The organism is Sphingomonas sp. Root241 (assembly GCF_001428865.1).
Lineage (GTDB): Bacteria > Pseudomonadota > Alphaproteobacteria > Sphingomonadales > Sphingomonadaceae > Sphingomonas.
On sequence record NZ_LMIV01000004.1, the window covers coordinates 52502 to 75450 of the forward strand.

The window sequence follows — 22949 nt, forward strand, 5'->3', positions numbered from 1 at the left end:
GGCGTCGGCCGGCTGGCGGACTGGCGTGCAGAAATTCCGCATCCCGTGACGGAAAACCGGCGCGTCGCACTCGTGTCCGGCAGGGAGAAGGATGATCAAGGGGCGGGAAGACCTGGCGAAATGGGTGGGAGCCGAGATCCTTCCCCACGAACGCGATCTGCGCATCTGGCTGCGGCGGCGCTTCGTGGCCGCGGCGGAGGTGGAGGATATCGTGCAGGAATGCTATTGTCGGCTTGCCCGGTTGACCGACGTTTCGCGCATCGCCGAGCCCCGCGCTTACCTGTTCGCGGTCGCGCGCAACATCGCGCTGGAGCACCGCAAGCGCGCCTCGGTCGTCCGGCTGGAAGCCTTGTCCGACATGCGCGACGGGCAAGGCGGCGTGGATTTCCTCTCTCCCGACCGGATCGTCGAGGCGCGGCAGGATCTCGGCCGCCTCCAGTCCGCTCTCGAAACGCTTTCCGATCGCGCTCGCCGGATCTTCATCATGCGCAAGGTCGAAGGGCTGAGCCAGAAGGAGATCGCGGAAGCGCTCGGCGTGACTGAAGCCGTCGTGGAGAACGACGCCAGCCGAAGCTTGCGGGCCGTGCTGCGAGGCATGACCGAACCGGAGCCGGAAGGCATTTCACCCCACCAGGCTGGAGGCTCGCGTGCAAGATCGCATTGAGCAGCAGGCCGCCGAATGGGCGGTGCGGCACCCGCTGCGCCGCGACGAACAGGCGCAACTCGACGATTGGCTCTCGCAGGACGAACGCCATGGCGGGGCATTGCTGCGGGCGATGGCGGGCCTGAGCGCAATCGAGACTGCGCTTGCCGCGGAAGCCGACACCGATGAGCCGGTCCATGCCGAGGACGCGTATCGGCCAACGCGGCGATGGCTGTTGGGCGGAGGCGTCGGGCTGACCGCGGCGGCGGCGGCGAGCGTCGTCCTCGGATGGCCTCGGCTGATAGGGCAGCACATCACGACTGCGCGAGGCGAGATACGCCGGCTTCCCCTTGCCGACGGCTCGGTCGCGACGATCAATTCGGACAGCGACCTGCGGATCGTGCTGGCCGGCGACAGCCGTCGTGTCGATCTCGCGCGCGGGCAGGCATGGTTCCAGGTCGCCAAGGATCGGACGCGGCCCTTCGTCGTCGATGCCGGCATCGCGCAGGCGCGCGCGGTGGGGACTGCGTTTTCGGTGGTTCGGGGGAGGGACGGCGTGCAGGTTGCCGTCACCGAGGGCGTCGTGGCGGTCTGGCCGTCCGATTCTTCGGGAATGATGACCATATTGGAAGCCGGCCAGTTCGCGAACTTCAAGACGGCGGGCGCGGCACCGACCATCGGATCGGCCCCTGGCGAGATCGAGCGCGCGCTGGCATGGCGGAACGGCGAGATCGCGCTCGAGAACGATAGCCTCTCCGAGGCCGTCGCCTCGTTCAACCGCTACAACCGGAAGCAGATCGTGCTGACGGACCAGAGCCTGGCGGAGGAGAAGCTCGTCGGCCTGTTCAAGCTCGACAAGCCGGAGAATTTTGCATCGATGCTTGGCGAGTCGCTGGACCTGGACGTGTCCGTCACCTCCGACGAGATCCGGCTGGCGCGGAAAAATAAGATAAATGATGACGGAAACCCGTGAACGACCACTCGTGGAAGGGAGAGCGCCAACAAGGCGTCATCGCATGAGGGGGAAGGAAGCTTGCGCGCGCACCATCATCTATTGGCCACGTCGGCCATAATCTGCTGCTCGGCGACCGCGTCGTTCGCGACTGCGCAGGTCCGCCAGTTCGACGTCGCCCAACAGCCCGCCAGTTCCGGAATCCCGATTTTCGCGCGCCAGGCGGGAGTCGAGATCCTCGTATCCGGCCCGATCGTCGACGGCGTCCTCGTCAATCGCGTGCGCGGCAGCATGGAGGTTTCGAAGGCCCTGCGTCTGCTGCTGGCGGGGACCGACCTGGTTCCGATTGTCAACGGTTCGAAGATCGTCCTCAAGCGCGGGGAAGCGCCGCGGCGGGTCGTCGCCTCGGCGACGCCGGTACGTCCGCGGCCGTCGCCCGGCCAGGACGCTTCACCTGCCGCGCCGGCGAATGTGCAAATGGAGGAAGCGGCTGAGCCCGAGCAGGAGATCGTCGTCACCGGCGTCCGCCAGTCGCTCGAGCGTGCCGCGAAGATCAAGGAAGGCGCGGTTCAGGTCGTCGACGCGATCGTCGCGCAGGATATCGGCAAGTTCCCCGATCCGACCACCGCCGCCGCGCTCCAGCGCGTGCCGGGCATCCAGGTCCAGAACGACAGCAACAACGAGCTTTCGGGCGTGCGCATCCGCGGCCTCGCCGACATCATGACCACGGTCGACGGGCGCGAAGTGTTCACCACTACCGGCCGCGGCTTCAGCCTGGTCGACATGCCCGCCGAAGCCCTGGCGCGGGTCGAGGTGTTCAAGTCGCAGACCGCCGACCAAATCGAAGGCGGCGTCGCGGGCGGCATCGATCTCAAGCTCAACAAGCCGTTCAACTTCAAGAAGCCGGCGCTGGTAGGGAGCGCGCGGCAGACTTACGCGTCGCGCGTGGGCAAGGCGAACCCCGCGCTCAGCCTGCTCGCCACCGACCGGTTCGATACCGGAATCGGCGAGATCGGCGTGCTGGTCAACGGCACCTGGTCGCACGCCGATTCGATGCGGACGACGGCGTTCATGGACATGCGTCGCAGCTCGGGCGTCGCGCCGCTCAACACGCCGGGCTATCTGATCCCGCAGGTCATCCAGAATATGCCGGATGTCGGCGAGGTGACGCGCAAACAGGTCAATGGCGCGATCCAGTGGCAGGTGAGCCCGTCGCTCCAGGTCTATGTCGATGGTTTCTACACCTATTTCCAGACGACCGCTGGCTTCACCGGGTTCAATCCGCAGCCCTTCACCAGCGGCACGACGATGCGCAATGTCGTCGCCAGCGACAATTGCTTCGACGCGCGCGTCAACGCCAACGGCACCAACCCGACGATCAGCGTCGATGCGCAGGGCAGGTCAATCCTCCAGGCCTTCACCCTCCAGCGGATGTGCGGCGTGAAAAGCGTCCAGTTCAACAATATCGTGATCAACCAGAACTCGTCCTCGCTGCGCTTCACCCAGGAGGCAAAGCAGATCGCCGGCGGGCTGCGCTGGGAGCAGGACCGCGCCAATGTCGTGCTCGATTTCGGTTACCAGACGTCGAACAGCCTGCGCGAGAATGTGAACCTCGAGGCGGGGCAGCGCGTCGCGACGATGCTGCTCGAGACCGATGTCGACGGCGGCCCACGCGTCACCGTGCCCGCGGGCGTGCCGATGAGCAGCGCCAATTTGTCGCTGCGAAACGCGTTCAACCAGAATTTCACTGACGCCGACGGCTCGCTATTTCAGGCGCGCGCGGACGGCGATTACGAGGTCGGCGGCCTGCTCAAAAAGGTGGAGGTCGGCATCCGCTTCGCGCGGCGCGAGGCGGTGCAGCGCGACGTCCAGTCCACCACGCCGATCCCCTACGGCAATATCGGCACCGGGACCGAAGCGACGGCGCGGCTGATCTCGTCGCTGCCGCTGTCGCCGAACATCATCGGCATCATCGGCGAGCTGCCGCGCGTGAATGGCGGGACGAGCTTCGTCGGCATCGCGCCGTCCTATCTTCGCTCGGAAACCGGGCGGAGCGAGTTGCGCAGGCTGTTGAACCTGCCGCTGCGCCAGCCTGACTGGAACCCCACGCGCCAGTTCGACGCGAAGGAGACCACGCTCGCCTCGTACGTCCAGGGCACTTACGAAGTGTCGCTCGGGCACGTCACCCTCGACGGCGTGGTCGGCGTGCGCGTGATCAAGACCGATCGCGACATCAGTACCTTCCGGAGCGTGTCGAGCGCGTCTGTGCCGGTCGACGTCGGCACCTCCGATACCGACGTGCTGCCGACCGCGACCGCGCGGCTCAAATTCCCCGGCGGGTTCCAGGCCAGACTGGCCTATTCGCGGAGCATCCGGCGACCGGAGTTCGGCGACCTGAACCCGACCCAGTCACTCGCGATCACGGTCAATCCCTTTCAGCTCAGCACCGGGTCCGCGGGCAATGCCGAGCTGCGGCCGCAGCGTTCCGACAGCGTGGACGCGACGCTCGAATATTATTTCAAGAGCGGTTTCATCGCAATCACCAGCTATTATCGCCGGATCAAGGATCGCGTCGTCAACGCGTCGAGCCAGGAGACGATCGACGGCATCAACTTCCTGATCTCGCGCCCGCGCAACGTCGGCGAGGCCGAGCTCAAGGGCATCGAGACCAGCGCCCAATATTTCTTCGATTTCCTGCCGGGGAATCTCGCCGGCCTCGGTATCCTCGGTGCGTTCACTATCGCGGACTCGGAGATCGGCGGCAGTGATCTGCTCGCTGGCAATTCGCTCCAGGGCGTCTCGAAGTACAACTTCACGATCGGCGGGCTCTACGATCGCGGCAAATTGAGCGCACGCGTCGTCTATACCTATCGCTCGAAATACTGGAACGAGGACAATAGCGGCGGTGTCCAGCTGCGCCCCCATGATCCGGATCGCCCGGTGACGGACCCGTATCTGCCGACGCTGCTCAGCTGGATCCGCCCGGCGGGCCGGCTCGATTTCAGCGTCGGGCTCGATGTGACCGATGCGCTGCGCTTCGACATCGGCGGGACGAACGTGCTGCGCAACGAGACGAAGCAGTATCGCGGCGCGTCGTGGCTGAACAGCAAGGTCTATGGCGACGAGACCACCTACACGATCGGTGCGCGGGTGCGGTTCTGAGCATGTCTGTGTCGCGCAAGGAGAATGCGATGAAGCCTGGATATGTCCTGCGGTCGGTGATCGCCGCTGCCTCGCTGATGACGATCGCGCAGACCAGTGCCAAGGCGCAGCCGGCCGAGGCGCCGGCCCGGCCCAATCTGGTGGTGTTCCTCGCCGACGATCTCGGCAACGATCTGACGCCGTGGGGCGACAGGAATGTGCGGGCGCCGAATATCGCCAGGCTGGCGCAAGACGGGATGGTGTTCGATCGGGCCTTCGTCGCCTCGCCGGCGTGCGCGCCGAGCCGCGCGGCCTTGCTCACCGGGCTGATGCCCGCGCGCAACGGCGCCGAGGCCAACCAGAAGCCGCCGCGCGCGGATGTCCGCAAGCTGCCTTCGTATCTGCAGGCGCTCGGCTATGAGGTCGTCGCGTTCGGCAAGGTCTCGCATTACAAGCAGACGGGCATGTACGGCTTCGATCATTTCGAGCACGACACGTTCCACGATCCCGACGGCGTCGCCTCGGCGATCGGCTGGCTCAAGGCGCGCAAGGACAAGAGGCCGCTGGCGATCTTCGTCGGCAGCAACTGGCCGCACGTGCCCTGGCCGGAAAGTGCCGAGGGTTATGATCCGGCGGCGATCTCGCTGCCGCCGAAGACAGTGGACACGCCGACGACGCGCGATGCGCGGGCACGCTACTACGCGGCGGTGTCGAAGCTCGACAAGGAAGTGGGCAACACGCTCGAGGCCGTCGATCAGGTCCTGGGCAAGGACACGTTCGTGCTGTTCTCGTCCGATCACGGCGCGCAATGGCCGTTCGGCAAGTGGAACCTCTACGACACCGGCATTCGCGTGCCGACGATCGCGCGCTGGGGCGGCCATATCCGGCCCGGCACGCGGACCGATGCGATGGTCAGCTGGATCGACATCCTGCCGACCCTGGTCGACGTGGCGGGGGGCAAGGCGCCTGCTGGAATCGACGGCAAGACATTCGCGCCGGTGCTCCGCGGCGAGACCGACAAGGGCCGCAGCGAGATCTACACGACGCACAACAACGACGGCAGCATCAACGTCTATCCGATGCGCAGCGTGCGAACCGATCGCTGGAAGTATATCAGCAATCTCCATCCCGAATATGTCTATACGACGCATATCGACCAGTGGGTGAAGCGTGTGGATTCGGGGAAATATTTCCCCTCCTGGCGTGAGGCCGCAAAGGGCGATCCGGCCGCGAAGGCAATCGTCGACGCTTATTATCGTCGCCCGAAGGAAGAGCTCTACGACCTCTCGGTGGATCCCGACGAGAAGCACAATCTCGCCGCCGATCCCCGGCATGCAGACGTGCTGAAGTCGCTGCGATTCCGGCTCGCGGCATGGCGTGCCGAGCAGCACGACGACCATCCAGTGGAAGGGAAGCCGCATTTCGAGGAAGGCTCGCTTTATGGCGAGCCGGACCCGGACCCGAAGCCGCAGTAGTGGTTAGACAGCGCCACCGGAGCGTGCGAGGACGTCTTCCGCAGGCGCTGGCCTTGAGCGGGATTATCGTTACAGGTCCCGCGCAATGTCGCGGCTTGCCCAGCATCTCGAAGATCTTCAACGATTGGAGGCGCTCGGACGTCTTCGAACGCTCCGGCCGCGTCTGGGCACGGATTTCGCTTCGAACGACTATCTTGCGCTCGGTACCGCTTCGCGCATCGGCGAAGCGGTACAGGCCGCGATCGCGCGCGGCGTACCTGTCGGCTCGGGGGGATCCCGGCTGCTGCGCGGCAACGACTCTGAGCATATGCTGCTCGAAGCCGAGGCCGCGGCGTTCTTCGGGGCGGAGGCGGCACTGTTCTTCTCGAGCGGCTATGCGGCAAATGTCGCGGCCTTCGCGGCGCTTCCGCAACGCGGAGATCTCGTCGTCTACGACGCGCTCATTCATGCGAGCGCGCATGACGGCATGCGGCTTGGACGCGCCGAAACGATCGGCGTCGCGCACAATAATGCTGGTGCGTTCGAGGATGCGGTAACGGATTGGCGCCGGCGCGGCGGAACGGGGCGTGCGTGGATCGCAGTGGAGAGCCTCTACTCGATGGACGGCGACCGCGCGCCGCTGGCCGATCTCGTCGGCATCGCCGGGCGGCACGACGCTCTGCTGCTCATCGACGAGGCGCATGCGACGGGAGTGTTCGGCAAGGATGGTTCGGGGCTCGCCGGTGACTTCCACAATGCGGACAACATCGTCACGCTTCACACCTGCGGCAAGGCGCTGGGATGTGAGGGGGCGTTGCTCTGCCTGCCGGCGACTTTGCGCGATTTCATGGTCAATCGCGCGCGTCCGTTCATCTTCTCGACCGCGCCGTCGCCTTTGATGGCAGCCGCCGTCCGCGAGGCACTGCGCTGCCTTGTCGACGAGCCCGGACGTCGCGCTGCGCTGCGCGCGCTTGTCGCGCACGCCGAAGGCGCGCTCGCCGGCTGCGGCGTCCGGCCGACCGGAAGCCAGATCCTGCCCCTGATCGTCGGCGACGACGTGCCCGCCATGGCGCTCGCCGCCGCGCTGCAGGCTCGCGGCTTCGACGTTCGCGGCATTCGCCCGCCGACGGTGCCGGCCGGCACCGCACGGCTGCGCATCTCGTTGACTCTCAATGCCAGCCACGCGGATGTCGATGCGCTCGCCGCGGCCATCGAAGCAGTGCAATGAGGGGGCGCAATCTCGTCGTCACCGGCACCGATACCGATATCGGCAAGACCGTGTTCGCGGCCGGCCTCGCCGCCGCGATGGGAGCCGCCTACTGGAAGCCGATCCAGGCCGGGCTAGAGGATGGCGGCGACAGCGTTCGCGTGGCCGCGCTTGGCGTGAAGTCGGCGCTGCCCGAAGCCTATCGCTTGAGCACGCCCTGCTCGCCGCATCGCGCGGCCTCGCTCGACGGCGTTCGCATCGACTTGGAGAAACTGGCGCTCCCGGCGCTCGCCGGGCCGCTGGTCGTCGAAGGGGCGGGGGGCGTCCTCGTGCCCATTCAAGACGACTTGCTCTATGCAGATCTATTCGCACGGTGGCAGGCTCCCGTGGTGCTCGTCGCGCGCACCGCGCTCGGGACGATCAACCACAGCCTGCTCTCGATCGAAGCGTTGCGCGCGCGCGGGGTGCCGATCCTCGGCATCGCCTTTGTGGGGCCGTCGGTGCCCGACAGCGAGGAGACGATCGAGCGCCTGGGGGGCGTGCGACGGCTGGGGCGCCTGCCATGGCTCGATCCGCTCGATGCCGAAACGCTGGCGGCGGCGTTTGCGAATGCTTTCGATATGGAGGAATTCGCGTGAGCGTCTCCGCCATCTGGCACCCGTTTACCCAGCACGGCCTCGGCGAGCCGATCCCCGAGGTGGTGCGTGCGGAGGGTGCGGCGCTCCATACCGCGGACGGACGGCGGATCGTGGATGCCATCTCGTCCTGGTGGGTCACCACCCATGGTCATTGCCACCCCGTGATCATGGCGGCGATCCGGGAGGCCGCGGGACAGCTCGACCAGATCATCTTCGCGGGCTGGACCCACGCGCCTGCCGAGGCGGTCGCGGCGGGATTGCGGGCGCTGATGCCACCAGCGCTGGCGCGGGTGTTCTTTTCGGATTCCGGATCGACCAGCGTCGAGGTCGCGCTCAAGATGGCGCTCGGCTATTGGCGCAATCGCGGCGAGCCCAGGCATCGCATCATCGTGATGGCGCACAGCTATCATGGCGACACGATCGGCGCGATGTCGGTCGGCGCGCGCGGCGTGTTCAACCAAGCCTATTCCCCTTTGCTGTTCGACGTGGCGACGATCCCGTTTCCCGCGGCCGGTGCGGAGCAGGAGACGCTGGACGCGCTCGAGGCGTTCTGCCGGGAAAAGCCCGCGGCGCTGATCGTCGAGCCCTTGGTGCTGGGCGCCGGCGGGATGCTGATCTATCCGGCCCGGGTGCTCGCGGAGATGCGCCGCATCTGTTCGCAGCACGGCGTGCTGTTCATCGCCGACGAGGTGATGACCGGCTGGGGGCGGACCGGGACTTTGCTCGCCTGTGAGCAAGCCGGCGTAGTTCCCGACATCCTGTGTCTGTCCAAAGGGCTGACCGGTGGCGCGGTGCCACTGGCGGTGACGATGGCGACCGAGCCCATCTACGCCGCGCATTATGCCAATGACCGCGCGCGGATGTTCTTCCACTCCTCCAGCTATACCGCCAATCCGATCGCCTGCGCCGCGGCGGCCGCGAACATCGCGATCTGGCGCGAGGAGCCGGTGCTCGGGCGAGTCGCCGCGCTGGCCAGATCCCAGGCCGTCCGGCTGGAGCGGCTGGCCAGCACGCCGGGCGTGCACAATGCGCGTGCCCTTGGCACGATTGCGGCAGTAGAGCTCGGCGCGGGGGAGGGCGCCTATCTCTCGGCGCTGGGGCCGCGACTGTTGCGGTTCTTCGCGGACCGCGACCTGCTGCTTCGGCCGCTCGGCAACACCGTCTACGTGATGCCGCCTTATTGTATCGGCGATGCAGATCTCGATGCGATCTGGGACGCGATAGGGGAAGCGGCGGGATTTGTCTGAAAATGGCGCGGATGATCCTCGGCGCAGCGCTTCGAACCCGGCTCCCCTGATCTGAACGCCGTCCCTGTTCGCCGTGCCATTGTCGACTGAATCGGCCGAAAATAGCGGTCTTGGCGTCCGCGGATTGCCCGGCTATGGCGAAGTCGTGCCGGTTTAGCTCAGTGGTAGAGCAATGCTTTTGTAAAGCGGAGGTCGTGGGTTCGAATCCTACAACCGGCACCATCCTCGCAAGCAAACCGACGCGTTCAGTGCCGATCCGGCTCGACGCGGGAGCCGATCATCGTCGCGCGTGCCCGCCGCGGTGCCGCGGGCACTCCGCCAATGGCCCGCCCCCTCTCGGATCCAGCTGCGGCACGTTCGGATTCGAGGTGAGCCAATATCCTGGCCATACGACGTACCGAACTCATGGTCGTCGCTTCAGCGGCAAGGATGGAGGGCAGTGAACCCGGATCGCCGCGCACACAAAAAACCTGATCACTTCAATTCCTCGTGACGGGCAGCGCGAGGTATCTGGCGGGGCCTTCACCTGCTCGCAAGCGCCGTTTACAACTTGTTACACCGCGCGTCGGCGGGCTGGAGCTTCAATGCATCCAGCCTCGTTTCGCTCCCGCAAGAATTGTAAAATGTCGTAACATCAAAGGTTTCTTCCTGACTTCAGCTACTCTGAGCGCGGCCTTCCCAGGCCTTGCCGGATCGAATTTCGAGTCATGCCTCCGCCGAGTTGAGCTTGAGCGGCAGTTTCGTCTATGGGCGGCAGGATCGCGGAAAGGGTATGCAGATGAGGCGAGTTGTGGCCGCGGCATTGATCATGGCGCTTGCAGCCTGCACCTCTCCTGTCGGACGTGAAGGCCCGGTGCCGCCAGCCGGCAAGGCACTTGACGACGCCAGCTTCGTCCTTGCGTCCGCGCCAATCGCGGGCGACTCTGTCGCTTCCGAGATGGTCTCGCTCATGCGCCGTGCACTGGTTGCCAAAGGATATCGCGAGGCGCCGGACGGCCGATACCGGCTCGAGGTCGGTCTGGCGGTGGCGCCCTTGCAAGTGGCGGTTCGCGGCGACGGAGATGGCCCGATCAGCCGGGAAGAGGCCCGCAATCCGGTCGTTCTGTGCCGCCCCCGGCGTTATGTGCTCACCACCGGGATGATCGATCGCACCGACGGCAAGCTGCTGTTCCGCAATATGACGGCCGCGCGGCATTGCGGAACCTCGCTCGACAAGCTTCTCCCGCGCATGGTCGAAGCCGCCATCAGCAGTCAGGCGTCGCCGCCGGGAGGGCGGGGATCCTGACGATGAAACGAGAGCCGTTCGGCGTCGCCTCCTGATAGCGAAGACTGCCGCCATGCCGCTCGGCTACTGCGCGGACATAAGCGAGACCGAGGCCGACGCTTGGTTGGGTGTCGGAACTGGTACTGTCGTAAGGCGCGGCCAGTCTGGCACGCCGCTCGGGCGGCACGCCAGGACCACGATCTTCCACCAGAACCTCGAACCAGCCGCCGCGCACGTCCCGGATCTCGTGGATCGCGCAATTGATCTCGCAGCCTTCGGGGCTGAACCTCACCGCGTTGTCGAGAAGGTTCAGGAATGCCCGGGTGAGGGCGTGCCTTTCGCCCGCAACGCAGCGGAATTCGTCGGCGGCCGGCGTGACGATCCGTACGCCTTTTTTCGTAGCCTGCGGCCACAATGCGTCGGCGGCCTCTCCTAGGCAGTCGTGAAGATCGGTCTCCTCGGGATCGAAGCGGGTTTCGCGCAGTCGCGCGAGCTGGACGAAATTGTCGGCGAGCCCAAGCGTGCGTCGGGCATGATAGCCGATTTTGTCGGCCACTTCCGGTGAAAGCGCAGCGCCACCTGCGCTCTCGATCAGCGTGATGATCGAGGCCTGCGGCGAGCGCATGTCATGGCTGAGGAATTCGAGCGCCTGCGACCGGTCGCTCTCGGCGGCGCGAATATCAGTGATGTCCGCGAGGAGATGGATCCAGCCCCGCTGCGCACCGGCAGCATCGGCCAGGGAAGAGCGCCGTGCCGAGAAATGACGCCCGTCAGCTACGATCAGGTCCTGGGACGGTGTTCCATCCTCGACGCGCCGGAGCAGATCGGGAACCTCTTCGAGCAATGCCGCCGCGCCGCGATTGGTCACGAGGACCTCTCCGTCGAGGGTCGTCACGATGAGCGGGTCGGTCACGCCCTCGATCGTATCGCTGACGAGCCGCTTCAGGTCCCGAAGCGCCGCGATCGATCCACTGAGAGCAACAGCGTTCCTGCCCGTCCGATCGAGCTGCGCGCCGTCCATCGGCGCAGCACCGACATCGCCGGAAAGCCGTGCCAGCTCGGACGAGACTGCCTTGTCGATCGCATGCAGCCGCCGCCAGCCCCAGAGCGGGTAGACGAAGAGCACACCCAGCAATGCCGGGCTCGGCGGTAGCCACAGGCCCGCGGCCGCCATGAGCAAGACAGGGCTCGCCATCAGCAGGAGGAACACCGCCAGCGATGCAATCAGGGCTCCCGACGGCCTCAGCACCCAGAACAGCGCCAATAACATGATGGCGGGAAGCGCGCCCGCGACGAGCCGGACGGCAAGCGAGGCTTCGTGCACGAAGCGGTCGGCGAGCAAGGCATTGAGCAGATTGGCCTGAACCTCCACGCCGGCAAGCGTGCCTGCGCCAGCGACGTCGTGACGGTCGCCGAGGCCGCCGGCGCGCGCGCCCACGAGGACAATGCGATCGCGCACGAAATCCGCAGGCAGCCGCCCGCGCAGCAGATCGTCGAACGAAACGGTGCGGAAAGCGCCTGCCGACTGGTAGGGAACCAGCACCGTCATGTCGCCGCTGCGGGAAGCGCGGGCGAACGCCGGAGAGGGGTGGCCCAGCGCCAGCCTGTACGCTTGCTCGGCGAGGTGCGGCCAGCGCCGTTTGCCGTCATCGACTTCGAGCAGGCCGGCTCTGGCGGTGCCGTCTGCCTCATGCGGAAGCGCAACCTGCCCCAGTGCGGCCGCTGCATTGCCGATCGGCCCGACCGGTGGGACGGTCTCGAAGGGGAGGCCATTGACGCCGGGTACATCGAACAGGACGGGGAGTGCGACGCGCGCCTGCCGCAGGGCTCCGCCGAGCTCCGCATCTTCCCCTGCCGATCTGCCCGGTTCAGTGAAGAGCACATCATAAGCGATAGCTGCGGGCTTCGCCGCCGCCAGCTTCCGGATCGCGGCGCCATGCACGCTTCGCCGCCACGGCCATTGTCCTGTCGCTGCGATGCTCGCATCGTCGATCGTCACGAGGAGGATCCGATCGGACGGGGGCGCCGCCCGCAGCTCTAGCACCACGTCATAGATCGCATCGTCGATCTTCGACGTGGCGCGGCTCCACGTAATGCCGACGCTCAGTGCGAGCACCAGGACCGCGATGGCGCACCACTCCAGCAAGAGCCGCCGGCGCAAGCGCTATCGTCTCCGGGATCCGGAAGGTGCCGTGATCGTTAGCTTCTCCGGATCGGTCCACGTTTCGGTGACTTCGCCTTCCTCGACCTGGAGCAACCCCAGGCGCCAGAAATAGAGACCGGCTGGAAGATCCTGAAGCGTGAGCCCATCGTGAACCAGCGCGACTTCGTCGACCACCGGCCGCGTATTGGGCGAGCCGCGCATCAGCTGGAATCGATATCTCCGAATCCCGCGCCCTGCACCCGACCACCGAAAGCGATAGCCGTGCTCGCCCGCCTCGACCCTCCCGTGGATCGAGGCGAGCCGGCGTGTGAAGCTGTAGGATTGCGCCAGCCCCTCCAGCCCGCTCGGTGCGACTGCGGATATGCGTACGAAGAGATTGCCGTTGGGGATTGCCGCAAGGGCAAACACTCCACGGTCGGAGAATTGTTCGGCGACATTGTCGATGAACCCGGCATCGGTCGCGATCACCGCGCGATATCGGACCGCCCCTTCCAGTGGCTGCGCTCGGAATTCGACGAGATCCCCCGTCTGGAGCGTCGCGGGATCCTGAAGAGCCGGAGCCGGCAAAAGCTTTTCGGCGTGCGGCGTGCCATCAGCGCCCAGCGTCGCGCCGAGAGCCCTGTCCAGCGCCAGCGCGTTCGATCCCCCCGGCTGCGAGAAGACGACCTGGCCCGCGAGAACCTCGGTCGCCGCCGCCGTGCGAGACTCCTCGAACGACACGCGAAACTCGGTGCCGCGAACCGCGGTCATGCTGACCGGCGTGCGGATCCGGTAGCGTCCGAAATGGGAGTCCAGCGGCGTGACCTTCGTCTCGAGCCGCCCCTTTTGCACGTCGATTCGGTAGTCGATCGCGCCGGTCAGGAGGATCCGGCGCAGTTCGCGAATGCGAACGCGGCTCTGCGACGGGATCACGACCTGCGATCGATCCGCGAGGATCAGCGTGACGAAGCTGTTCGTGGCGGTGGCGATGTCGGTGCCCTCGCCGATCACCGCGCCGGCGGCCGGCATGACCATGCGACCGGCGACCGTCAGGCTGACGGAGCCGCGATAGCTCGCCAGCCGGGCAGGTTCCACCTTGAAGCGCAGCCACGCGCGCGGGATGGTCAGCCGTCGCCCGACCGGCAACCGCTTTGGGTTGCGAATGCCCGCGAGGCTGAGCAGCGCCCACCAGCGACGTTCGGGAACCAGGAAATTCTGGCTCAACCGGTCAAGCGTATCGCCGCGCCGCACGACATAGGTGATGACATCAGCTTGCGGGGAAGGCGACACAGCGGCGGCGGTCTGCAGTGCGACCGCAAGAAACATGGTCACCCCTCTGCCCCGAAACGCTCCATGCGATAACCATAGCCAGAAATCGCCACGATGCGGTAGCCATTCTCCGGTGTCAGCTTGAGCTTGGTGCGGATCCTCGAGACGTGCATGTCGAGCGTTCGAGTTGAGAGATCCGCGGCGCTCTGCCAGATCGTCTCCAGCAGGTAGCTTCTCGAGAGCGCCCGGTGCATATTCTCGAACAGTGCAAGCGCCAGCTGGAACTCTTTCGCGCTGAGCGAAACATCCTCGTCGCGGACTTGCACGCGCTCCGTGAGGCGATCAAAGGCATAGGGTCCGAAGTGAAGCACGCGCTCCTGAATGGCAGTGGGCATGGCGCGCCGCAGCACCGCTTCGACCCTCGCGACGATCACTGATGCCGTTTCCGGCTTCACGACATAGTCGTCGGCGCCGGCGTGCAGTGCTGCTGCGACATCGTCCTTGTCGGCCCGGCTGGTGAGCATGATGATGGCAGTTGCCCGGGAAACCGCGTCCCGAATTGATTTCAACAGATCCATTCCCGAGCTGTCGGGGAGATTCCAGTCGAGCAGGACCAGATCGAAGGTCTGGCGCCGCAACGCGGCCAGCAAAGCGGCACCGGTGCGATAGCCGATGCAGGAATGGCCGGCGGCTATCAGCGCGGTCGCCGCAAACTCAATGATGCTCTCGTCGTCATCGACTACAGCGATCCGCATGCAGGGCCCTTATTCGGTCTCAACTGAGCCTGGCCTGAGGGGCCGTTCTGGATCGATCGGAATCGATCCCCGGCTGGCATGCCTCCTGCATCTGTCGAGCGGTGGCGCTTTGGCTCCGGGCCGCCCGGTGCTGCAGCTCGTATGCGGATGAACCGTGGGGCGCTGTCATCGACATGGGACGCTGCTAGCAACGTGCCGGGAGAGCGACAATCGCAGCCTTGTAAACAGTTGTAACGCCGCCGCGCCCGTCGGAACCCGCCAGTCCGTGCCGAGCCGCCGTGAGGGGCGATCGCCCGTTGGCGCGCCGGCCCCGGAAACTGCCTCGAATTCGGACGAATCGGATCGCGTCGGCTCGGCTGACGACTTCGCGTACCTCTCGCTGGCGTCATTCGGCAATCCGCACAGGTGGAAGCCAGGAAGTCGGTAAATCCCGTTACAACAGTTTACTAGTGTTCGCAGTTCTTTGGGGAGTAGTTTTGCCTTCGCAATGAGCCCCGCATCCCATCTTGCCGAAAATAACCTGGCATATCGCACGAATATACTCGTGGTGGAGGATGACGTCCGGGTGCGTTCGCAGATCAGCCAATATCTCCGATTGCGGGGCTTCGCGGTGTTTGAAGCTGCCAGCGGCGATGATGCATTGGAGTTCCTTGGTCGCGGCGACGCCGGCATCGCCTGCGTATTCTCGGACGTCCAGATGCCGGGAAACTGTGACGGAATCCAGCTTGCGCGCTGGATCATAGAGAATCGGCCTGGCGTTCCGGTCCTTCTCACTTCGGGCAGTTGCCGCGCGGAGGATCTCGATCCAGCCCTGCGCGAGACATTGCGTATAGTCCCGAAGCCTTACCGGGGTCATGCAGTGGAGGCCGGCATCGTAGCATCGGTGGAGCGGTTTCACCGTCGCGCATCGACGATTTCAACTGCTTGGCCGAAGCATGGCCATGGTACGACCGAACAAGGACACACCCCTATAGCCTGATAGAAGCAACTTGCCGCCCCCATCCGGGCCCGATCGGCCGGGATCATTCGAATTGCCTTGCTGCCGCGCCTGGCCAACAAGTTGACGATCGTTCTCTGGCGCGCGATCCTGCGGCAACGTCTTTTAGAATGAACACGCCTTGAGCCTAAGTGCATTCATCGAGCGCATCTTCGATTGCTCTGCCGAAGCGGCGCATCAGATCGAATCTCGCGCCCGGCTGCGCTTCTATTCGACAGGGGCGACGATCGTGCACCAAGGTGAGCGATGCCAGGACGTGTATCTGTTGGTCCTGGGGAGAGCACGGTCCTTCGTAGTAGCTCCCGATGGCATGCTGGTCCGCTTCTACGACTTTTTGCCCGGCGATCTGTTCGGCGCGCTTTCCGCATCGGATGGACAGATCCATCTCAGCGAAATCTCCGCGCTGGAAAATCTCGATTCCGCAGTTTTCAGCGGGACTGATTTCCTCATTCTGTTGGAAACGCATGCCTGTGTGGGTCTCGCGCTTTCGCGGGGGCTGCTGCGCCAGCTCGAACGGATATCGGAGCAGATGCTATCGCGCACGACCCTTTCGGCAGCCGGGCGCGTTCACGAGGAACTGCTCCGCCTAGCCGAGGGGGGCACGACGATCTCTCCTCCGCCGGTGCTCTCCGAATTGGCCGCGCGCATTTACACCACACGCGAGACGGCATCCCGGACGATCAGCGCACTCGAGCGACGCGGGATCGTTCGCCGCGATGCCGAAGCCCTGGTGATCGTCGCGCCGGGCCGTCTGGCGGAAATGGTGATCTAGCGTTCGCGCAGGGCGTAGAGCGCGAGCGGCTGATCCTGCGCCGTACCGGACAATTCGCCGACCAGTTCCAGCCGTGCGGGGTCGTCCATTCGCGCGCTTGCGGCGAAAGCGGCCCCGAGATGCTCGGAGAAATAGATTGCCGTCGGGGATGTGACGTCGAGCACCCTGCCGACGCGCAACGTTGCGCCTCCGAGCGCGACGACGCCACCGCCGAACGGGGCGGGCATGAAGCGCAGGACGCCTAGGTCTCCTGCGATGCGGACCGGTCCGCTGGCCATGAGCACGGTTCGTAGCCGGACCGCTTCGGATGCAGCCTCCTCAGCCGATCCGAAGTAAAGCATCACTCCGTCGCTGCGCCAGCTCGGGGGCGCGATCAATCCGGGCGGTTCGGACAGCATCGCCAGCCGCTCCGCCATCCGCTCGCCTGCGGTGTCGCCACCTGGTTCGCGGAGACTGACGGCAATAACCGCCGCAAGCCGCCGGTCGCGCGCTTCGCGCTTCGGACGACTGCGCCCGATGGGCATGTGGCCGGTATCGAGCACATGCTGTCTCCGTCCGGTCGCCGCCCAGATGCGCGCGAGACGTGCGCTGTTCGGCGCGGTCGGCACGCCCTGCGGGGCAGCGCTGATGATGAGTTGCACGGCGCGAGTCTGCAGCTGACGGGCACGCATCACGGCGCCTCCCATGGCGAGCTCGTCGGCGAGTTCGCCCATAAGTGCATCGCTCGACTCGCCTTCCTCGTCAATCTCGCGGACCGTTGTCGCCTGCGACAGGATCGCATCGAAGCGGGCAGCGTCGCGGCCGAAAGCTTCGACCGATCGACGCAAGAACGCCGCGCGATCGGTCGGAAGCGTAATATGAAGCTCTGCTCCCCGCGCGAGTAGCCGCTCGGCGATCAGCATATCAGCGCCAGCGGCCAGCGACCCGAAGCCGAAACCGATATTCTCGGCCGCGAGCATGGAGTCGATCCGGCCAATCTGCTCGGCATCCTCCTCGATGCGCATCTGCCCGGCATAATGGAGCGTGTGCGGTGGGCGATAGGCGTCGAGCCAGCTTTGATCGAGCTGCAGCTCGGTCAGGATCGTCGCGAACTGCCGGAGCGTGGTGGCATGATCCTCCCAGGCGCGCGGCGCCAGAGCCACGGCGCCGCGGAACGCGGCTTCGGCGGCGTCGCGCGCGCCGCCCAGCAGCAGCGCCTCAGCGCGCGTCGCCTCAAGATAATAGGGTGTGTCAGGTTCGCCGATGCTCGCGTCGAGCAACGCGACCGCATCGTCCGCCAGCTGTTGTGCGGTGTCGCGTGCGCCGGCGATCAGCGATAGCGTCGCGGCGTTGATCAGCGGATAGGTCGCCGGACGGAGACGCGCTGCGGCCGCATAAGCATCCGCCGCCTGCGCCGCTGCTTCGCGCCGTGCAGTGCCCGACAGGCTCAGCGCACGGTCCTTGAGCAGCCGGCCGCGCAGCGCGAGCACGGCCGGATCATCCTCCACCCGATCGAATCCCGCGGAGCGGAAGAGCTGCCACGCCAGCTCTTCCGCTCCGGACCGTGCCAGCGCGGTGATCGATATCAGCGTCGGCCGAAGCGTGTCCGTCATGAGGGAATTTGGATCATGTTATCCGGCATCTCCTCTCAACCGCCTCGATTCTCGACATCCGGATCGATAATCACGGGGAGCCGACGTACGTTCCCGCTGGCATCTCGGTCGAGGAAGTTGATGTGCAGATTGATGCTGTGCCGAACTCGATCGTCTTCAGCGGGCCGGTCCGGAAAGGGAGTCCTGGCGCAGAAGGAAACGGCTGCAATCCTTCCGCCCTGCGAGTGGGGAATGAGGCGGTAATACTGCCCGCCCAGATCTTCCTTGGTAGTGACGCCGTCCCTTGCATCGAATTCCCAGAAATCGCCCTCCAGTTTCAGGACGATGTAGCATTTCTTAGAAATTGGGAAGTCGAGCGGCGTTGGATTTCGAGTAAATGGTACTGATCCTGCGACAAATTTGGCGATGACATCTTCAGGCCTTTCGCCCGGTTTCAATTCGTATCCCGGGATGCCGCCTTCCGTGTTTTCGATGTGGAAGGTCAATGCCGGCGTGGGGCCGTTGGCGGGGCCGGCTGATTTGATATAGAGCGCCATCAATTTGATGTGACGGATATCGTTTTCGGGTGTGCCGGAGGGCAGTGGTAGTGCGCTCATCGTGTTTCTCCTGCTCGAGAGGGTACGCGACGCAACTCCAACCGCATTTCGTCGAGCGTCGCGGCCAATCCTCGATTGGCCGGATCGCCGGCGACGAGCTTTTCAAGATCCTGGATCGCCTGCCGCAGGCGCACGGTACCCGCCTCGACGGCGCCCATTTCGCGCTCCAGCGCGGCGGTCGCGCGCTCTGACCAGATGCGTTTGCGCTGCAATTGCGCATCGTCCGGTTCGGCCGCGAGGAGCCGTTGAAGGATGGCGCTTTCCGCCACGCGGTGGCGGCCGGCAGCAGGAAGATCGTGGAGCAGTTTGCGATAGGCATCCGCCACCCAGGCATGGCGATTTGCCACGTCCAGCTGACTTTGCCGTTCGTTGGGCGCCAGCACCGCTGCACGCTCCATCGCTCGAAGCGATTTCAGGCAAAGCTCGATCAGACCCGAGAGGCGCTTCTGCTTCTGGCGCAATGTGCAGAGGTTTCCCGTGGCATAGCCGATCTCGCGCAGGCTCCGCACATCGCTCGGGGCGACCGCGAGAAGTCGTTCGGCGAGCTGGGCATAACGTTGGAAGCCCGCATCCGCGGCGGTGAGGTCGTCACGTCTCCACGCAAGATCGCCGATCCAATATTCGCTCTGCGCATGCGCGAAAATGATGTCGGGATCCTTTGGCGCCCGCGCGAGCAGGGCTCCAGTGGTGCGCCGCGCCTCGATGAAGGCGCCGGATGCATTGGCATAATCCTCGCGGTCGAGATCGTCCTCGCCCATGTCGTGCAGGATCTGCGAGCGCCGGGCCAACTCGCCCGGACGCAGGTTGGCGAGATCCTGCGCGGAATAATAAGCCAGCGCGCGCCGATTGGCGGCGGTGAGGACATCGAGGCGGTTCACCGCCTTCAATCGCTCGCGCAGATCGGTTTGCATGAACTCGACCAGCCCTTCCGCGGCCGTCCGCCGCTGTTCCGCCTCGTGCCGCGCGCGAATCGCGACGACACTCAACGCCGTCAGCGCTAGCAGGCCGACCAGCGCCGCGACCGTGACGGCCGTCACGCGCCGCAACCGGCGCTGCGCGTCGCGTTGCACGAGCTCGCCCAGCGGCACCCCGGCGAGACCGGCGAGCAGCTTGAGCAGGCCCAGCCGGCGGCCGTCGCCCTGCTTGCGGAAATCCGCCGCCAAGGGCTCGTTGTGTTCGGCGAGCGCAGGCCCGGGAAATGCGTCGGTGGGCTCGCCGTCGACCAAGGCAAGCAGCAGCGGCGACTCTGGATGTGATTCGCGAAAGGCTTCGATTTCGCGTGCGACCCAAAGCGAGGCCGCGGCAGCGGGCGAGCAGACGACGATCAGGGCTTCCGAAACCTCGATTGCACGCCGTACTGCCTCGCTGAGGCTCGTGGCCGCGGCGAATTCCTCCCGATCGCGGAAGATGGGGCCGAGCCGGGCCGGGACGGTGCCGAAAGAGCCCGGCTGTCCGGTCAGGCGGCGGGGAAAGCGATAGGTTTCGAGGCGTCGATGCAACCAGCGTGCGATCTTCGCATCCTGATGGCTGTAGCTGATGAACGCGCGATAGCGTTCCCCGGTCATGACGCCCCCCTGTCCCCGTCGGAAAGGTGCCAGAGCGGAATAGAGGTGGCAATACGCGCCCTGGCGTGATCGCCATCACGCGCTCCCCTTCCTTGCTTGGCCTATCCTCTACGCACCGCATTCCTGCGACGCATTCTGGAAGGGGAAGGAAATGACCGACATCGTGCTGAAAAATTACGCCGCGGCGCTCAACGATCGCGTTGATGAGCTCGCGCAGGCGACCGACGAGGCAAGTGTTCAGAACGTGCTCGACCGCACAGAGGCCGAAGTCACTCGCAACACGCCCCTGCCGAACACCTTTGTGTACAGGGCCACCGTTCTGGTGCTCGGGGCGAGCGTACTGAGTGTGATCGCCGGACAGATATTGATCACGCTCACGCCGAACGGTCCTCAAATCCCCGACGGCCTCATCGCGATCGGCTCGGCCGCGATCGGCGCGCTCGCCGGCCTGCTTGCCCCCGTGGGGTCCCGCTAGATGCGCTTCACCCACAGGTCAGGAGAGATGCCATGAAATCCATGCTCCCCCTCATGCTTGCCGGCTCGCTATTGTCCGGATGCGCGGGGCGCTACGTGCCGCTTTATGTCTCTCCCGAGCCGGTTGCGGATGCGACGATTCCGGGACGCATCGCGGCCACGCTCAACCGGCTGCATGCCAGGGGCGAAGCGTTCGCGGCAACCTATGGCAAGGCGTCCCGGGAAGCGGATCTCGTCGAAATCCCGTTGATTGGCGCGGCGGTCGCGACGGGGCTGATCGCGGTCAACAAGCCCAAGAGCGGCCCCGACACCGTCGCCAAGATCGCAATCGGGGCGGGAGCCTATACGGCGGGACGCTCGCTCGCCATGCCGGCGAACGGCCCCGATGCGTTTCGGCGGGGCGTCGACTCGATCAATTGCGTGCTCGTCGAGGGTTATGCCTTTGTCGGGGCCGAGGTGGACGCAAGGGTCGACGCGTTGCGGAGGCGCACACGCGAACTCGACATCGAAATCGGCCTCCTCGCGGCCGCAGTGGCTGAGGACGTGGCCACGAATAGAGCGGAAACGATGCCACTCGAGCTGGCACGTGCCAACGCGCGGCTTGCGATTGCGCGGGCACAGGAGGTTTCGAAGGCGGCCCGAGCCCAACTCGGTGCCTATTCGAATGCACCGGGGGTTTTCGAGCAAGCCACCGCGACGATCGTTTCGACGCTTGCCGCGAAGTCGTGGGTGCGCATCACGATCGACGTCTCGGAACTCGCCAAAAAGTGGACCGAACCGCCCGCTGCCGAGGGAGCTGGAGGGTCGCAGGGGCTTCGCGGAAGCGCAGCCGCGCTCATCATCCGGCTCGATGAAAGCCGCAAGAAACTCGACGGCATTGCCGCGGCCGTCGCGGCCGCGAATGAGTTCGACTTCGTCAACCGCCTCACCGCGGTCGTGAAATGTCCGTTGCTGATCTGATCCGAGGTGTAGCCATGGTCGAGAATCGCCGCCGCCCACGCAAGGCGCCCACCACCGTCAGCGAAGATCCGGTTCGCGCCTTCTTCGATCAGGACGCGCTGGGATGGCTGGCGCATCCCAATGTCGTCGGCATTGCCTTGGGACGCAAGCAGACCGCAGGGCAGGACACCGGCGCGGAGGCGATCGTGTTCCGCGTCGCGCGCAAGCTCGAGGATCGCGGCGACATTCTGGCGATCGGCAGCAAACCCATTCCAGCGGAGATCGAGATCGGTGGGCGCCGGTATCCGACCGATGTGCTGGAGGGTCAGTACCGCGCGGGTTCGAGCAACGCCCCGGTCGATCCAAAGCAGCGCTTCCCCTTCATTTGCCCTGGCGTGAGCATCGGCAATGCCGGCGCCGTGGGCGATGCCGGCACGGGAACCGCGGTGGTGCGCCATCTTGAAAGTGGAAAGCTGGCGCTATTGTCTTGCGATCACGTTCTCGGGCGGCGCGACGGCAACGACTTGGCGATGCAGCCGGGGCGCGCCGATGCGGGGCGGCCCAAGGATGTATTTGGGCGCTTGCTGGGCCAGATGCGGGACCTCGACGGCGACGCGGCCATCGCCGCCATCGAACACCGTCCGGCCGAGCCGCGCATCGCCGGCTTGGGAGTTGCGGTGACGAAACTCGGGGTGCCAATGCTCGGGCAGAAGCTGGTGAAGGCGGGGCGTTCCAGCCTCATCACGAAGGGGGAGGTAGTCCAGTCGATCGCTGTGACGCTCATGTCGTATCCGGACAGTGCGCCGATCAACATTCGCGGGTTCGAGATTCGGCCGATCGACAACCAATCCTCGCTGGAAGGCGATTCCGGGGCGCCTTGGATCTTGCTCGACTCAGTCACCGGACGCCCGACGGAGACGCTGATGGGGATCCATGTCGGCAGGACTCCAGACGGAAGGAACAGTTTCGCTTGCTTCGCCACCGACGTGTTCAGACGACTGGGGATCGCGCTAGTGGGCGCGGAATTGGATCGCATTCCCGTCGGACGGCTCGCCAGCATCGGCACTGCCAGGACGCGCGCGACGCCGGCACTCCGTGTCCTGGCCCGCTCAGGCGTGGCACTGCGCGCTGGTCCGGGAGTTGAGTTCAAGCGCCTCGACAATCTGCCTTTCGGTGCGACCGTCTGGCGCCTTGGTGTGGAACGAAACTGGACCAAGGTCGACCTCAAGGGAGATGGGGCTGCCGATGGATTCGTACATTCCGAATTTCTCACGGCGGAGGACGGTGTGTCCCTTTGAATA

19 protein-coding genes and 1 tRNA gene are annotated in these 22949 nt (G+C 65.5%); 14 read left to right on the plus strand and 6 right to left on the minus strand.

The window, feature by feature from the left end; genetic code table 11:
• Window positions 1-91: 91 nt before the first annotated feature.
• From ASE13_RS17490 to ASE13_RS17530, 9 genes are all read left to right on the plus strand, one after another.
• Window positions 92-664, plus strand: coding sequence for an RNA polymerase sigma factor (locus ASE13_RS17490; RefSeq protein WP_235537036.1), 573 nt, complete (start codon window positions 92-94; stop codon window positions 662-664).
• Window positions 648-1616 (plus strand): FecR family protein, encoded by a 969-nt coding sequence (locus ASE13_RS17495; protein WP_056619222.1) that lies wholly within the window; start codon window positions 648-650, stop codon window positions 1614-1616. The genes ASE13_RS17490 and ASE13_RS17495 overlap by 17 nt, the downstream gene beginning before the upstream one ends.
• Window positions 1617-1697: 81 nt before the next feature.
• Complete coding sequence (locus ASE13_RS17500) at window positions 1698-4757, plus strand: TonB-dependent receptor (RefSeq protein WP_056619225.1); 3060 nt, start codon at window positions 1698-1700, stop codon at window positions 4755-4757.
• Between the two features lie 29 nt (window positions 4758-4786).
• Entirely contained in the window at window positions 4787-6211 is a 1425-nt protein-coding gene (locus ASE13_RS17505; protein ID WP_235537037.1) for a sulfatase, read from the plus strand.
• 85 nt (window positions 6212-6296) lie between these two features.
• Window positions 6297-7418: an 8-amino-7-oxononanoate synthase gene (locus tag ASE13_RS17510; RefSeq protein WP_056619228.1), complete on the plus strand. Its 1122-nt coding sequence runs from the start codon at window positions 6297-6299 to the stop codon at window positions 7416-7418.
• A complete protein-coding gene (bioD, locus tag ASE13_RS17515; RefSeq protein ID WP_056619231.1) occupies window positions 7415-8035 on the plus strand; it encodes a dethiobiotin synthase in 621 nt (206 codons plus the stop codon). Before ASE13_RS17510 ends, bioD begins: the two co-directional genes overlap by 4 nt.
• On the plus strand, window positions 8032-9282 hold the full coding sequence (locus ASE13_RS17520) for an adenosylmethionine--8-amino-7-oxononanoate transaminase (protein WP_056619234.1): 1251 nt from the start codon (window positions 8032-8034) through the stop codon (window positions 9280-9282). The genes bioD and ASE13_RS17520 overlap by 4 nt, the downstream gene beginning before the upstream one ends.
• Window positions 9283-9429: 147 nt before the next feature.
• Window positions 9430-9504: transfer RNA gene (locus tag ASE13_RS17525), tRNA-Thr, on the plus strand.
• Window positions 9505-10003: 499 nt separating this feature from the next.
• Window positions 10004-10567 carry a hypothetical protein gene (locus tag ASE13_RS17530; protein WP_156404970.1) on the plus strand — a complete coding sequence of 188 codons (564 nt, stop codon included), beginning with the start codon at window positions 10004-10006 and terminating at the stop codon, window positions 10565-10567.
• Here the strand turns inward: ASE13_RS17530 and ASE13_RS17535 are convergent.
• From ASE13_RS17535 to ASE13_RS17545, 3 genes are read right to left on the minus strand one after another with little or no spacing between them, the layout of a single operon-like run.
• Window positions 10527-12707 carry a CHASE2 domain-containing protein gene (locus tag ASE13_RS17535; RefSeq protein WP_082597013.1) on the minus strand — a complete coding sequence of 727 codons (2181 nt, stop codon included), beginning with the start codon at window positions 12705-12707 and terminating at the stop codon, window positions 10527-10529. The two genes, ASE13_RS17530 and ASE13_RS17535, sit on opposite strands and share 41 nt — an antisense overlap.
• A 3-nt stretch (window positions 12708-12710) precedes the next feature.
• Window positions 12711-14015, minus strand: a complete 1305-nt coding sequence (locus tag ASE13_RS17540; protein WP_056619243.1) for a FecR domain-containing protein — start codon at window positions 14013-14015, stop codon at window positions 12711-12713.
• 2 nt (window positions 14016-14017) lie between these two features.
• On the minus strand, window positions 14018-14713 hold the full coding sequence (locus ASE13_RS17545) for a response regulator transcription factor (RefSeq protein ID WP_056619246.1): 696 nt from the start codon (window positions 14711-14713) through the stop codon (window positions 14018-14020).
• A gap of 487 nt (window positions 14714-15200) precedes the next feature.
• Between ASE13_RS17545 and ASE13_RS19570 the strand changes: the two genes are divergently transcribed.
• A complete protein-coding gene (locus tag ASE13_RS19570) occupies window positions 15201-15692 on the plus strand; it encodes a response regulator (protein WP_082597015.1) in 492 nt (163 codons plus the stop codon).
• A 139-nt stretch (window positions 15693-15831) separates the two neighbouring features.
• The gene (locus ASE13_RS17555) at window positions 15832-16482 is read left to right on the plus strand and encodes a Crp/Fnr family transcriptional regulator (RefSeq protein ID WP_082597017.1); all 651 of its coding nucleotides are present in this window, start codon (window positions 15832-15834) and stop codon (window positions 16480-16482) included.
• Here ASE13_RS17555 and ASE13_RS17560 read toward each other — a convergent pair.
• From ASE13_RS17560 to ASE13_RS17570, 3 genes are read right to left on the minus strand one after another with little or no spacing between them, the layout of a single operon-like run.
• Window positions 16479-18074 (minus strand): TRAFs-binding domain-containing protein, encoded by a 1596-nt coding sequence (locus ASE13_RS17560; RefSeq protein ID WP_056619253.1) that lies wholly within the window; start codon window positions 18072-18074, stop codon window positions 16479-16481. The two genes, ASE13_RS17555 and ASE13_RS17560, sit on opposite strands and share 4 nt — an antisense overlap.
• A 35-nt stretch (window positions 18075-18109) precedes the next feature.
• Entirely contained in the window at window positions 18110-18670 is a 561-nt protein-coding gene (locus ASE13_RS17565; protein ID WP_056619256.1) for a nucleotide synthetase, read from the minus strand.
• Entirely contained in the window at window positions 18667-20235 is a 1569-nt protein-coding gene (locus ASE13_RS17570) for a toll/interleukin-1 receptor domain-containing protein (RefSeq protein ID WP_056619260.1), read from the minus strand. The genes ASE13_RS17565 and ASE13_RS17570 overlap by 4 nt, the downstream gene beginning before the upstream one ends.
• Before the next feature lie 151 nt (window positions 20236-20386).
• Between ASE13_RS17570 and ASE13_RS17575 the strand changes: the two genes are divergently transcribed.
• From ASE13_RS17575 to ASE13_RS17585, 3 genes are read left to right on the plus strand one after another with little or no spacing between them, the layout of a single operon-like run.
• Window positions 20387-20710 (plus strand): hypothetical protein, encoded by a 324-nt coding sequence (locus ASE13_RS17575; RefSeq protein ID WP_056619264.1) that lies wholly within the window; start codon window positions 20387-20389, stop codon window positions 20708-20710.
• Between the two features lie 32 nt (window positions 20711-20742).
• The gene (locus ASE13_RS17580; RefSeq protein WP_056619267.1) at window positions 20743-21669 is read left to right on the plus strand and encodes a hypothetical protein; all 927 of its coding nucleotides are present in this window, start codon (window positions 20743-20745) and stop codon (window positions 21667-21669) included.
• Between the two features lie 14 nt (window positions 21670-21683).
• On the plus strand, window positions 21684-22946 hold the full coding sequence (locus ASE13_RS17585) for an SH3 domain-containing protein (protein ID WP_056619270.1): 1263 nt from the start codon (window positions 21684-21686) through the stop codon (window positions 22944-22946).
• Window positions 22947-22949 lie beyond the last annotated feature (3 nt).